At 33.2% G+C, this 12,838-nt stretch carries 10 protein-coding genes; 6 read left to right on the top strand and 4 right to left on the bottom strand.

Annotation, left to right across the window (positions count from 1 at the left end):
* Positions 1 to 38: 38 nt before the first annotated feature.
* The gene (locus SA378_RS00865; protein WP_318524106.1) at positions 39 to 1,631 is read right to left on the bottom strand and encodes an SNF2 helicase associated domain-containing protein; all 1,593 of its coding nucleotides are present in this window, start codon (positions 1,629 to 1,631) and stop codon (positions 39 to 41) included.
* Between the two features lie 254 nt (positions 1,632 to 1,885).
* Between SA378_RS00865 and SA378_RS00860 the strand changes: the two genes are divergently transcribed.
* A complete protein-coding gene (locus SA378_RS00860) occupies positions 1,886 to 3,646 on the top strand; it encodes a flavocytochrome c (protein ID WP_318524105.1) in 1,761 nt (586 codons plus the stop codon).
* Positions 3,647 to 3,689: 43 nt separating this feature from the next.
* Here SA378_RS00860 and SA378_RS00855 read toward each other — a convergent pair whose 3' ends face one another.
* Genes SA378_RS00855 through SA378_RS00845 form a run of 3 tightly spaced genes read right to left on the bottom strand, consistent with a single transcriptional unit; the run spans position 3,690 to position 7,836 of the window.
* Entirely contained in the window at positions 3,690 to 5,609 is a 1,920-nt protein-coding gene (locus SA378_RS00855) for an ABC transporter ATP-binding protein (protein WP_412178655.1), read from the bottom strand.
* A complete protein-coding gene (locus SA378_RS00850) occupies positions 5,610 to 7,334 on the bottom strand; it encodes an ABC transporter ATP-binding protein (RefSeq protein ID WP_318524104.1) in 1,725 nt (574 codons plus the stop codon). It abuts the gene before it with no gap.
* 4 nt (positions 7,335 to 7,338) lie between these two features.
* A complete protein-coding gene (locus SA378_RS00845) occupies positions 7,339 to 7,836 on the bottom strand; it encodes a MarR family transcriptional regulator (RefSeq protein WP_318524103.1) in 498 nt (165 codons plus the stop codon).
* Positions 7,837 to 8,174: 338 nt separating this feature from the next.
* On the opposite strand from SA378_RS00845, the gene SA378_RS00840 reads away from it, so the two are divergent.
* From SA378_RS00840 to trhA, 5 genes are all read left to right on the top strand, one after another.
* Complete coding sequence (locus SA378_RS00840; RefSeq protein ID WP_318524102.1) at positions 8,175 to 9,464, top strand: efflux RND transporter periplasmic adaptor subunit; 1,290 nt, start codon at positions 8,175 to 8,177, stop codon at positions 9,462 to 9,464.
* Between the two features lies 1 nt (position 9,465).
* Positions 9,466 to 10,122 (top strand): B12-binding domain-containing protein, encoded by a 657-nt coding sequence (locus SA378_RS00835; protein WP_318524101.1) that lies wholly within the window; start codon positions 9,466 to 9,468, stop codon positions 10,120 to 10,122.
* Positions 10,119 to 11,279 (top strand): ABC transporter permease, encoded by a 1,161-nt coding sequence (locus SA378_RS00830; RefSeq protein ID WP_318524100.1) that lies wholly within the window; start codon positions 10,119 to 10,121, stop codon positions 11,277 to 11,279. The genes SA378_RS00835 and SA378_RS00830 overlap by 4 nt, the downstream gene beginning before the upstream one ends.
* On the top strand, positions 11,272 to 11,958 hold the full coding sequence (locus tag SA378_RS00825) for an ABC transporter ATP-binding protein (protein ID WP_318524099.1): 687 nt from the start codon (positions 11,272 to 11,274) through the stop codon (positions 11,956 to 11,958). The genes SA378_RS00830 and SA378_RS00825 overlap by 8 nt, the downstream gene beginning before the upstream one ends.
* 116 nt (positions 11,959 to 12,074) lie before the next feature.
* Complete coding sequence (trhA, locus tag SA378_RS00820; protein ID WP_318524098.1) at positions 12,075 to 12,722, top strand: PAQR family membrane homeostasis protein TrhA; 648 nt, start codon at positions 12,075 to 12,077, stop codon at positions 12,720 to 12,722.
* The last annotated feature ends 116 nt before the right edge of the window (positions 12,723 to 12,838 follow it).

Below are 12,838 nucleotides of genomic sequence, written 5' to 3'. Positions count from 1 at the left end.
TTTTTTCATATTTTATAAGATGATAATATATCTTTAAGTTAAGATGGGTCGAATTCCAGCTTATCAATATCTAGTTCAATCAAATTGCTGCTAAGTTTTACACCCATGGACATTGATTTAGGATATCTTATATTTATTTTCTTGAAATCATCGCTTATATTAACTTCGCAAAGTGAAGTCAATGTATTTACTCCGGACGTTAAAAATGCGTATATTTTATTTTCATCTGTCATGGTATATTTTACTGTTGTTTTTTCAAATCCTGCATTTTCAATGGCAATAAGTATTTTTGTTTCTTCCGATAGATTTCTTATTATGGAATTATCTTTTGATGATACTCTAAATGGATTAATTTCTACATCTCCGTAAGTAAAAACTACGTTGGCATAAATAAATCCCTGACTGTTACAATCAAGATAAATACTTGGAGACAGTGGCAGATTATTAAATTTTTCCGATAATTCTATATCAGTTTTTACTAAAGCATATCTTGATATTTGAGGCAAGACAGCAGAATAAAATTTGCCCATATGCTCTTTTGTAAGTGATATTGTTTTAGAAGTCTGCATCATTATTTTATTGACAGCGGGAAGAACAGTATTGATAAATTCTTCTGAACATTTATAAAGTTTATCTTCAACAATTATATAAGTGTAATTCTTTGAATTGGATATAAATGATATATATAAATTTGTAGAAAGAGAATATTGCTCGCTTTCCTCTTCTTTATCAATATAAAATTCAACTTCCGGATCTTTGTTTATAAATGTTAAATTATTAAATTCGTATTTATATCCATGGCATTCAACAGTTTTGTTTTCGAATAAATTAAAAAAGCTGTCAAATGCAAAAGGAAGTATTTTAAAAATACGTCCGTTCGTGTTGTATGTGTTAAAAATACTTGAAGTTTTTGCAATTACCTGCAAATAAGCTTCAGCTTCATCTCTTAAAAAAACAGCTAGTGGTTGTGAAGACTTATCAAATCCACTTATTTCGTGATTAAACTCCAGACTTTTTCCGTATTTAATAAGATTAGTGTGTTTTATGTTATTTGCTAATTCATATGCATCTTTAACTACATAATTTCTTTTAACTCCAATAGTAAATTCTATGCCAATTGAATCTTTGCTTGATATAGATATAATGGGTTTTAGAATGACAGAACCGTCTTTTTGCTCATTTTTAACACTTTCTTTTATTTTGTTTTCATAGGTACTTATTAATTCTTCAAGAGGGTAATTGTGTGTGCTAATTTGACCTGATTTTTTCTTAAATACAACATCATTGTAGGAAAATACTTTTGAATCGTAGTTATGATATATTTTCAACATGGTTGCTACAATATGTTTACAGCATCCGTCATTATCCCTGAATGCAGGACAATTACAATTAAATCCAGCAATATCTCCATCATTATCAATAATTACAGATGTATCATAAGAAGAATAAAAATGCCCTTTTACTTTTGCAGAATATTTGTTGTCAAATCCAACAATTTCTTCATTATAAATTTTCTCAATACTCAATTTTCCAACTTGATTTTCTCTGTAATATGCAAGCCCTCTTTTATAAGTAATAGAATTTTCAGTTAAGTTTTTTATATCATCAATATTAAAATTTATTTTTTCCATCATGTCTCCGGCATTTATTATTTGATAAATATTATATCATATATTTATTTAATATAATTATTTTTTTATAATTAATTTAAAATTAAATTAGGTACAAATGCCAAAACTCAAGTACCAGGTACTTGAGTTTTGGAGTTTTGTTCATTAAAACATAATTTAGTTAATTAAAACAATATTGAGGTGCCTTGACAGGAATTCATTTTTTAAGTATAATACGACAAGTTAAAAAAATATCAAGGACAAGGTGAAGAAAAATGAAATTTAAAAGAATGTTATCATTATTACTGGCATTTATGCTTGTATTTTCATTAGCTGCATGTCAACAAAATGAAGTTGAAGAACCAGCTGAAGTTGAGAACGAAGAGGAACTTGTAAGCGCTGTAGTACAAGGCGAAGGCAATGGAAAGTATGGAACGGTGAAAGTTGAAGTTACTTTAGAAAATTCTGAAATTAAGGATATTAAAGTTATTGAAAGTTCAGAATCAGGTTTTACTGAACCGGTTTTTTCTCAATTAATACAACAAGTGATTGATACAAATTCTACAGATGTAGATGCAATCACAGGTGCAACTTTAACTAGTTTTGCTTTTATAAACGGAGTTAAGGATGCAGTTGAACAATCAGGAGCAGTGTTGACTGCAAAAGAAGTTCAAGCTGGAGAAGAAAAGGTAGAAGATGTTGCTACTGATATCGTAATTATTGGAGCCGGCGGAGCTGGTCTTACTGCAGCCATTGAAGCTACTAATGCTGGAGCTGAAGTAATAGTTGTTGAAAAGAATGCTTTCATGGGTGGAAACACAAACTATGCAACAGGCGGCATGAATGTTGCCGGAACAAAATATCAGGAAGCAGATGGAATTCAGGACAGTGCTGAATTGTTCTATGCCGATACAATGAAGGGCGGAAAGAACCTGAATAATCCTGAGCTTTTGAAGGTTATGACTGAAAATTCAGCAGATACTCTTTATTGGCTGGAGAGCATGGGAGCTGACTTGTCACAAGTCGGAATATCAGGCGGACAAAGTGTTAACAGAATTCACAAAGGTCCTGGAGGAATGCCTGTTGGAACTCACTTGATGGATGTTTTTGGAAATCAGGTAAAAAATTTAGGAATTGATGTAAGATTAAATACAAAAGCTGTTGAGATTTTGGCTGATGGTAATACTGTAACCGGTATTAAAGTTGAGAACAAAGACGGAAATTCATACGAAATCAATGCAAAAGCTGTAATTCTTGCATCAGGCGGTTTCGGAGCTAATCCTGATATGGTTGTTAAGTTCAAGCCTGAACTTGAAGGCTTCGGAACAACTAATGCTCCGGGAGCAACAGGTGATGCACTTGCAATGGTTGAAAAACTGGATGTATCATTAACAGATATTGACCAAATTCAAACTCATCCTACTGTAGTTCCTATAATCAATGAAATGATTACAGAAGGTATAAGAGGAGACGGTGCGATTTTAGTAAACCACGAAGGTAACAGATTTGTAAATGAACTTGAAACTAGAGACGTTGTATCAAAGGCAATACTTGATCAAGAAGGAGCAACAGCATTTTTAGTTCTTGACAAACAAGTTTATGATAAAGCTTCAACGTATGAAAAATATAAAAACCAGGGATTGCTGAAAGAAGCACAAACTTTGGCTGAATTAGCAGAAATTATGAAAGTAGATGCTGCAACATTGGAAGAAACAGTTACAAAATATAATGAAGCGGTAAAAGCTAAAGCAGATTCTGAATTTGGAAGAGCTTCACTGGAAATTGAACTTATAACTGCTCCATATTACGCAGTTGAAGTATCACCAGCAATTCACCATACGATGGGTGGAGTTACAATTAACACAAGCACTCAGGTTATTAACAATTCAGGTGAAGTTGTTGAAGGATTGTATGCAGCCGGAGAAGTTACAGGCGGAGTTCACGGAGCAAACAGAATTGGCGGAAACGCAATAACTGACATAACTGTATTTGGTAAAATAGCAGGAGCTAACGCTGCAGCTTTTGTAGCAAAATAATAGATATCAAAAAGAACCCTATTCACATGGGTTCTTTTTATTTTTATGATAGCTCGAACATTCCTGTATAGAGCTGATAATATTTGCCTTTTTGTTCTATAAGGTCATCGTGGTTTCCACGCTCGATAATTTTTCCGTTTTCTAATACCATTATTGCATTGGCGTTTCTGACTGTTGAAAGTCTGTGTGCAATTACGAATACTGTCCTTCCCTTCATAAGTGTGTTCATTCCTTTTTCAATCAATGATTCTGTACGTGTGTCTATTGAGCTTGTTGCTTCGTCGAGAATCAATACAGGAGGATCTGCAACTGTTGCTCTTGCAATGGCTAACAACTGTCTTTGTCCCTGGCTTAAGTTTATTCCGTCAGACGTGAGGATTGTATTGTAGCCTTCAGGCATGTGCTGTATGAATGAATGAGCATTGGCAAGTTTTGCAGCTTCAATTACTTCTTCATCTGTCGCATCCAATTTTCCGTAGCGTATATTTTCCATTATTGTTCCTGTGAACAGGTGAGTTTCCTGAAGAACCATCGCAAGTGACCGTCTCAGGTCATCTTTTTTAATTTTGTTGATGTTTATTCCGTCATAAAGTATTTTGCCGTCCGGAACATCATAAAAGCGATTAATCAAATTTGTTATTGTTGTTTTGCCTGCTCCTGTGGAACCAACGAAAGCAATTTTTTGTCCGGACTTTGCAAAAAGATTTATGCTGTTTAAAACAGTCTTGTTCTCGTCATAGCCGAATGTAACATCTTCAAAACGAACATCACCACTAACTTCAGTATAAGTTAAAGTGCCATCGCTGTGGGGGTGTTTCCATGCCCAGATACCTGTGCGGTGTGATACTTCTACAATATTTCCATTATCATCAATTTCAGCATCTACCAATGTAACATATCCGTTGTCAACTTCCGGAGTTTCATCAAGAAGATTGAATATTCTTTCAGCTCCCGCTAGAGCGGTTAATACTGAATTAAGCTGCTGTGATAGTTGAGTTATTGGCTGAGAGAATGAACGAGTGTACTGCAAGTATGAACCTATTGTTCCTAAATCCATGTATCCGGCAACAGCAAGTACAGCTCCAGCTGTTGCTGTAAGTGCATAGTGAACGTATGACAAGTTTCCCATAATTGGCATCAATATGCTGGCAAACGTGTTGGCGCTACTTGCAGCTTGGCGCAGTCTTTCGTTTATTTCATTAAAATTTTCTTTTACAGTTTCTTCATGGCTGAATACTTTCACAACTTTTTGACCTTCAATCATTTCTTCAATGTAGCCGTTAAATGATCCAAGTTCTTTTTGCTGTTTCTTGAAATAATGTGAGCTTTTGCCTCCTATTTTCTTAATGGCAAAAATCATGATAGAAAACATAAATATTACCAGTAAAGTTAAAATAGGACTAAGTACGACCATCATTATGAATACACCTGCAACAGTTATAGCTGAAGATATAAAGTGAGGAAGACCTTGACTCAACATTTCTCTTAATGTGTCTGTATCGTTTGTAAAGCGGCTCATTATTTCGCCGTGAGTGTGAGTGTCATAATATTTTATAGGGAGATTCTGTAAATGTTTGAACATATCGACCCTGATTTTTCGCATTGTTCCCGTAGAAATAGTGAGCATGAGTCGATTATACGTGAATGAGCAAATTACTCCTACAATGTATACTGCAGACATTACACCTATCATTCTCACAAAGCCTGACAAATCAGGATTTTCTTTTCCTATAAACGGTACAACATAATTATTGATTATAGGTTTTAAGAAATATGTTCCTGCAACACCGGACAAGGAGCTTCCGATTATTGCTATGATAATGATAATAAGGTGAAGTTTATATTCAAAAATGTACTTTAAAAGTCTCTTCAGTGTTTTTGATGTTTCTTTAGGTTTTGCAAATCCTCTCGGACCGCCTCCTGGACCGCCATGACGAACTTCGGTTACTCTTTCCTTAGCCAATTATGCCACCACCTTTTGCTGGGATTCATATACTTCTCTGTATATTTTATTTGTTTTTAACAATTCTTCGTGAGTTCCAATACCATCAATCTGCCCATCGTTAAGAACGATAATCTTATCTGCTTCGCTTACAGAAGTAATTCTCTGTGCAATGATGATAGTTGTTGTACTATTTAAATTTTCCTTAAAAGCCTGCCTTATTCTGCTGTCAGTTGCAGTATCAACTGCACTTGTTGAGTCGTCAAGTATTAATATTTTTGGATTTTTAAGAAGAGCCCTCGCAATACAGATTCTTTGCTTCTGACCTCCGGAAACATTGACACCGCCCTGACCTAAATCAGTTTCATAACCATCAGGCATTGATGAAATAAAGTCATGAGCTTGTGCTGCCTTGCAGACATTAATTATTTCTTTGTCTGTGGCATTTTCATTGCCCCATTTTAAATTTTCCTTGATTGTTCCTGAAAAAAGTACGTTCTTTTGAAGAACCATAGCAACATCATTTCTCAGGGTGTCAAGATGATAATCTCTAACGTCATGTCCTCCGACTATAATGCGTCCATCCATTACATCGTATAGACGTGGTATAAGCTGGACTAAAGTTGTCTTTGCAGAACCTGTTCCTCCGATAATTCCAACAGTTTCTCCGGAATTAATCTTAAAATTTACATTTGAAAGAGTAAGATTATCATTTTTCCTTGCATAACTGAAGCTTACATTGTCAAAAACTATTGAACCGTCATTAACTTTTACTTCTGATTCTTCATTGTTCTTTATATCTATTTCTTCGTCAAATATTTCAACTATTCTTTTTATTGAAGCTCTTGACATTACAATTCCAATAAATGCAAATGAAATCATCATAAGAGACATGAGTATATGTGAAATATAGCTTATAAAACTGAAAAGTTCACCGGTCTGCATTTGACCTGTAATTACAAAATTGCCACCGAACCATGCAATTAAAATTGTACATGAGTACATTGTAAACATCATTATAGGCATGTTTGTAATTACAATTTTTTCAGCTTTTACTTGTGCATCCATCAATGCATCGGCTGCATCTTCGAATTTTTCATTTTCATAGTCTTTTCGCACAAATGCTTTTACAACGCGGATTGCTACAAGATTTTCCTGAACTGAAGAATTCATTGAATCATATTTATCGAGCATACTCTGAAATCTTGGAAAAGCTTTTATTGAAATAAACCCGAGTGCCGCACCAAGAAATGGTATTGCAACTAGAAATACAATTGAAAGTTTTGCATTGATTGATACGGCCATTATAGTTGCGCTCGTCAGCATTATTGGAGCCCTTACCAGCATTCTGATAGTCATCATGAAAGCAGTCTGTGTATTAGTTACATCTGTGGTAAGACGTGTGATAATAGAAGCTGTGCTGAATTTGTCAACATTGGCAAACGAAAAGTCCTGTACTTTATTGAAAAGTTTTTGTCTTATTCCTGCAGCCAGACCTGTGCTTGCAAGAGAAGCAAAACGTCCTGACAATGCACCGAAAACCAGGGATACCAAAGCCATTAAAATCATAAGTGCGCCGATTTTGGCTATGTAAGCCACATCGCTGTTTGTAATTCCCACATCAATTATTTTTGCCATCAAAAATGGTATGAATACTTCAAGAATTACTTCACCTATTATCATTAGGGGTGTTAAAAGTGCGTATTTTTTGTATTTTCCCAAGCAAGAAAGAATTTTTTTTATCATATTTTTAATCCTTTATGTTATTTTTTGATTCGTTTTTTAAAGCAATGATGGGACAGAAATCTATTTCACTGCCTTTACCATCCGTTATGTTCAATATAAGCCTGTCAAGATAATTTTTCATCGAAGAAAGTTCTTCATCAGAAAAATCACTGAAAAGTTTTTTATCAAAGACATCAAAGCTTTCCCTGCATTTTCTTGCAAGGTCAGAACCTTTTTCAGTTACTGAAAGCATATTTTTACGAAGATTATCTTCATCAGTTTTCTTTTCAATTAAGCCTGATTTTTGTAACCTCTTGGTGGATGTTGCGATTGAAGCAGGTGAAACTCTTAATATATCGGCAATTTCTTTTTGCGTGCACCCATCATTGTTCATAATGTATTCCAAAAGATGCAGCTGACCTGGATATAACCCTACTTTTAAAAATATTTTATGTGCTTCTATTCGTCTTAAGACGCTGAGCATTTCAAGATAGGAAACAACTTCTATAAATTTTTTGTTCATTTTTCACCCCCTAATTAGTTAACCGTTTAACAGTTAACCAGTTAACATTGATAATAATACCCACTATTGAGCAATATGTCAATACTTTTTTTATAAAAATACAATTGATTTTTTAGGCTACTGAAAAACCATATTTTATTTATCTGTCATTCTGAGTTGTAGCCGAAGAATCTCATGTTTTCAACAAAGATAAGATCCTTCGCTATCGCTCAGGATGACATGAATGTACTTTTTCGGTAGTATTATTTTACCATGTATTTATTTCAATTTTTAAGTTTATTGTTGATATAAATGGGTATAAATTAGCAGTGAATATTTTAAATAAAGGGGATAATTGAATGAAAAAAAACATTAAGAAAATAAGTTTATTTGCAGCCGTAATCGCTGTACTGTTAATTTCTTATTTTTTATTTTCCGATAAAGGAAATCCAATTGTTGAAGTAAGTGCATTTTCTGCTAACATGGGTAGCATTTCAAAAACAATAGAATTTTCGGGTGTGGTAAAATCTTCAGACATGGAAGAAATTATGGTTAAACCTAATTTAGAAGTATCAAAAACATATGTTACAGAGAATGATAAGGTTGAAAAAGGACAACTTCTTGCAGAGTTAGATACAACAGATTTGTTGATTTCACTTAAAAAATCACAGATTTCATTAGAGCAGCTCTACTCTGATTTAGCAGAAGAAGAAAGTGTTTCCAATAGTGCAGATAAAGATATTTTATACAATACTCTTTTAAGAAGCAAAGAAGCATTAGAAAAAAATAAAAAAGATTTAGAATTGTCTGCAGCAGATTTAGAGAGAAGTAAAATTTTGTATGAAGAAAATGTTATAAGCAAGGCTGAATATGACAAATATGTTACTGCAAAAACAAATTTAGAAAGCAATTTAAAAATATCAGAGTTAACTTACAATGATGCTGTTACTAAATATAATGATTATGGCAGCAGTGTAAAGCTTAATGTCGAAAAAATCAACAGACAAATCGAATCTCTTAATCTTGACATCGAGAGTTTAAACAACAAAATTGAAGAAACTAAAATTTATTCTACCATAAACGGAATTTTAACTGATTTTCCTTTAACAGAGGGCAGAAACACATTGTCGAACAGCAAAATAATTATTTACGATACAGCTTCATATGAATTTGTAGGAAATATTGCTCAGGAAGATGCAGTCTTAGTTAAGGAAGGACTAAATTCTGATGTAACCGTAAATGGTATTACAAAATCCTATGAGGGAGTAGTTTCTCAGGTTGATAAAACTGCAAAAATAGACGAAGCAAGCGGAAGTAAAACTCCTAAAGTAGAAGTTAAAATTAAAATTATTAATGCTGATGATTTTTTGAAGTCAGGATTTGAAGGCGATGCATCCGTTCGAATCGATAAAAAGGAAAATGTATTGGTTATTAAAAGAGAAGCTTTGAAAAAAGATGAAGAAAATAAGCAATACTTATATGTTTTAAAAAATGGAGTTGCAAGCAAAACACATGTGGAAACCGGATTATCTGATGATTATTATGTTTCTGTACTATTTGGTATAAATGAAAATGATCTTGTTATATTAAATCCTCCTATGGAATTGACGGATGGAATGAGAGTGAAAATGTTGAATGGGGGCGAATAATATGGACGAATTTAAGAAAACTTTTATGTCTTACTTTGATGATGAAAACAAAGATATGTGCGTCTTGCTTGCAATAGAAGCTCTTAATAAACATACTCTTACAATTAAAGAACTTTATGAAGATGTTTTGCGTACTGCACTCAATAGTATAAACTCAGTCAATGATAAGGATGAAGACGATAATGACTCAATTTGGAAAGAACATATAAAAACTTCAATTATAAGAACTGTTATAGAGTCTGTTTATCCATTTGTGATTAGGGAAAAAAACAAAGTTTCACAGTTAGGAATAAAGGTGGTGCTGGTTTGTCCGGAAAAAGAATATCATGAAATTGGTTTAAGAATGATTTCGGATTTTTTCGCTCTAAACGGATATCAGCCAATATTTATTGGCACTAATACACCAAAAGATCAAGTGTGCATAGCAATTTCAAAGACACGTCCTAAATATGTTGCTATAAGCGTAACTGATTATTACCTGCTTTTTGAAGCTCAAAAAATGATTAGCAAAATTAAAGCTAATAATAAAGACATAAAAATTATAGTTGGAGGGAATGCATTTAAACATAACTTGAATTCAATTTCCAAAATTGGCGGAGATATTTATCTAGAATCATTTGCTGATATTTTTAATTTAAGCAAGGGAGATGTGAAATGAGATTATCTTTTACCATAGCTTTGCGTTTCCTTAAATCAGGCAAAGCACAGACTGTATTAATAATATTGGGAATATCAGTTGGAGTTGCTGTTCAGATTTTTATAGGCTCATTAATTCAAGGACTTCAAATAAGTCTTGTAAATAAAACTATAGGAAGTTCATCTCAAATAACAATAAGTCCAACGAACAAGGACAAAACAATCAAAGATTGGAAAAGAGTAATGTATGAAGCAAAAATCAGTTCTCCGGAAATAATGAATGTTTCAGCTGCAGCTGACGGAGCTTTAACAATTGATTATGACGAAGATACATCCCCTGTTGTTATAAGAGGATTTAATATTGAGGATGCGAATAAAATTTATAATTTTAAAGAAGGACTTATTGAAGGTTCATTCCCTTTAAAAAAAGATGAGGCAATAATCGGCTTTGACCTTTCAAAACGAGCAGGAGTTGAAATAAATGACAAAATAGTTTTAGTGTCTCCTTCCGGTGCACGAAGCAAACTAAAAGTTACAGGTTTGTTTGACTTAGGCGTAGCTTCATTAAATGATACTTGGGTAGTTACAAATCTTGAAACAGCACAAGACATTCTTTCGCTTGACAATAAGGTAACTTCTGTTGAAATGCAAGTAAAAAATGTATTCAATGCTGATTTAACAGCAAAGGCTTTAGCGTATACATTGTCTGTAAAAGACGTAGAGGTTGAAAACTGGAAAGAACAAAATGCACAACTTTTAAGCGGTCTTAATGGACAAAGCGTTTCAAGCTATATGATTCAGGTTTTTGTTCTTGTTGCAGTTTTACTAGGAATTTCAAGCGTACTTGCCATATCGGTTGTTCAAAGATCAAAACAAATCGGAATTCTTAAAGCAATGGGAATAAAAGATAAAGATGCAAGTTCAATTTTTGTTTTTCAAGGGTTAATGCTTGGTTTATTAGGAGCGATAATGGGTATATTGTTTGGGTTTGGTCTTTTATTATCATTTACGAGGTTTGCATTAAATCCAGACGGAAGTCCAGTAGTTCCAATTTACATCAACAACGGATTTATTGCACTTTCAGGAATATTTGCAATATTGTCATCTATGATAGCTTCTGTAATTCCGGCAAGACTTTCATCAAAACTTAATCCAATAGAGGTAATTAAAAATGGCTAAAATAGTTGAGCTGAAAAACATAAATAAAATATACGGAGAAAAAATAAAAACACAGGTTTTGTTTGATATTAATCTAGGATTTGGAGAAAATAGCTTCAATGCCATAATAGGCGAATCAGGTAGCGGCAAAAGTACACTGCTTAATATTGTAGGTACGTTAGACAAACCTACAAGCGGCGAAATTTATATTAAAAATCAAAGGACGGATACATTAGATAAAAATTCACTTGCTAGGTTGAGAAATCAGACAATGGGATTTATATTTCAGTTCCATTACCTCTTGCCTGAATTTACAGCCAAAGAAAATATACTGATGCCTTATAAAATTCAAAGTTTCAAGGTGCCAAAAGAAGTAGATGAATGGGCTGATGAACTTTTAAACTTAACAGGGCTTACAAAAGTTGCAAATAATCTTGCAACAAATATGTCAGGAGGACAACAGCAAAGAACTGCCATAGCAAGAGCACTCATAAACAATCCTAAAATTATTCTAGCGGATGAGCCTACAGGAAATCTCGATTCGGAATCTACCGAGAATGTTTATAAAATACTTAGAAATATTAATGAAAAATATAAAACAACATTTATAGTCATAACACACGACCAAAGGATTGCAGAAAAAACAGACAGGATTATTGAAATTAAAGACGGAAGAATAAATATGGATTTGAAAAAATAACTCAAAATAAAATGATTGTATTTGCACTTGGTGACAATATTCATCTTGACATATCTCTAAAATAGGAATATGATAACCATATCACATAGTTTTCAATACTACGTATGGAGGTAGATATGAATACAGATAAAAAAGAACTGACCAGTGCACTCACTCATTTAGGAGGAGCAGTATTTGGAATAATCGGAACATTTTTTCTTTTGAGCCATGCGAAAAATTCCAATAATACTATGACAGCAGTTGCCTATTTAATTTTTGGGCTGAGCATGATTTTATTGTATTCTGCCAGCACAATATATCATTTTATTGATAAATCAAAAGCTAAAGCAAAATTGATTATGAGAAAGCTTGATCACATTATGATTTTTGTTTTGATTGCCGGTACATATACGCCGATTTGTTTATTAGTTTTAGATAAAACTACAGGTTACAGGCTTTTGACCCTTGTTTGGACCATAACAATTATAGGAGCATTGATTAAATTGTTTTGGATTAAAGCACCAAATTGGGTAAGTTCAGTGCTTTACATAACTATGGGATGGTTAGCTGTCTTGGTATTATCTCCTCTTGTGAACAATATGCTTCCCAGAGGAGTGATATGGCTTATAACAGGAGGGATTTCTTACACAGTTGGCGGCGTAATTTATGGAATTAAAAGGCCAAACATCAACAAAACTTATTTCGGATTTCACGAGCTTTTTCATTTGTTTGTCCTGGCAGGAACATTTTGTCACTTTGTAATGATATATTTTTATGTTGGATAGTGTGCTGGCAGTTAAAAATAATATACAAATTGTGTCTCCGATATGTTCTGTTCGAATATGATGCTCAATCAAAGCATGTAGTAACATTGTAAAAAATTTAATTGTGACTAAAAGTA

This window comes from Sedimentibacter sp. (assembly GCF_033447055.1).
GTDB lineage: Bacteria > Bacillota > Clostridia > Tissierellales > Sedimentibacteraceae > Sedimentibacter.
This window is presented reverse-complemented; position numbering and strand designations above follow the sequence as displayed.

Bases quoted from the DNA above. Each gene is read 5' to 3' on its own strand.
- SA378_RS00830 (WP_318524100.1), top strand. From the start codon at position 10,119: ATGAGATTATCTTTTACCATAGCTTTGCGTTTCCTTAAATCAGGCAAA.
- SA378_RS00840 (WP_318524102.1), top strand. From the start codon at position 8,175: ATGAAAAAAAACATTAAGAAAATAAGTTTATTTGCAGCCGTAATCGCT.
- SA378_RS00850 (WP_318524104.1), bottom strand. From the start codon at position 7,334: ATGATAAAAAAAATTCTTTCTTGCTTGGGAAAATACAAAAAATACGCA.
- SA378_RS00835 (WP_318524101.1), top strand. From the start codon at position 9,466: ATGGACGAATTTAAGAAAACTTTTATGTCTTACTTTGATGATGAAAAC.
- trhA (WP_318524098.1), top strand. From the start codon at position 12,075: ATGAATACAGATAAAAAAGAACTGACCAGTGCACTCACTCATTTAGGA.
- SA378_RS00860 (WP_318524105.1), top strand. From the start codon at position 1,886: ATGAAATTTAAAAGAATGTTATCATTATTACTGGCATTTATGCTTGTA.
- SA378_RS00845 (WP_318524103.1), bottom strand. From the start codon at position 7,836: ATGAACAAAAAATTTATAGAAGTTGTTTCCTATCTTGAAATGCTCAGC.
- SA378_RS00825 (WP_318524099.1), top strand. From the start codon at position 11,272: ATGGCTAAAATAGTTGAGCTGAAAAACATAAATAAAATATACGGAGAA.
- SA378_RS00865 (WP_318524106.1), bottom strand. From the start codon at position 1,631: ATGGAAAAAATAAATTTTAATATTGATGATATAAAAAACTTAACTGAA.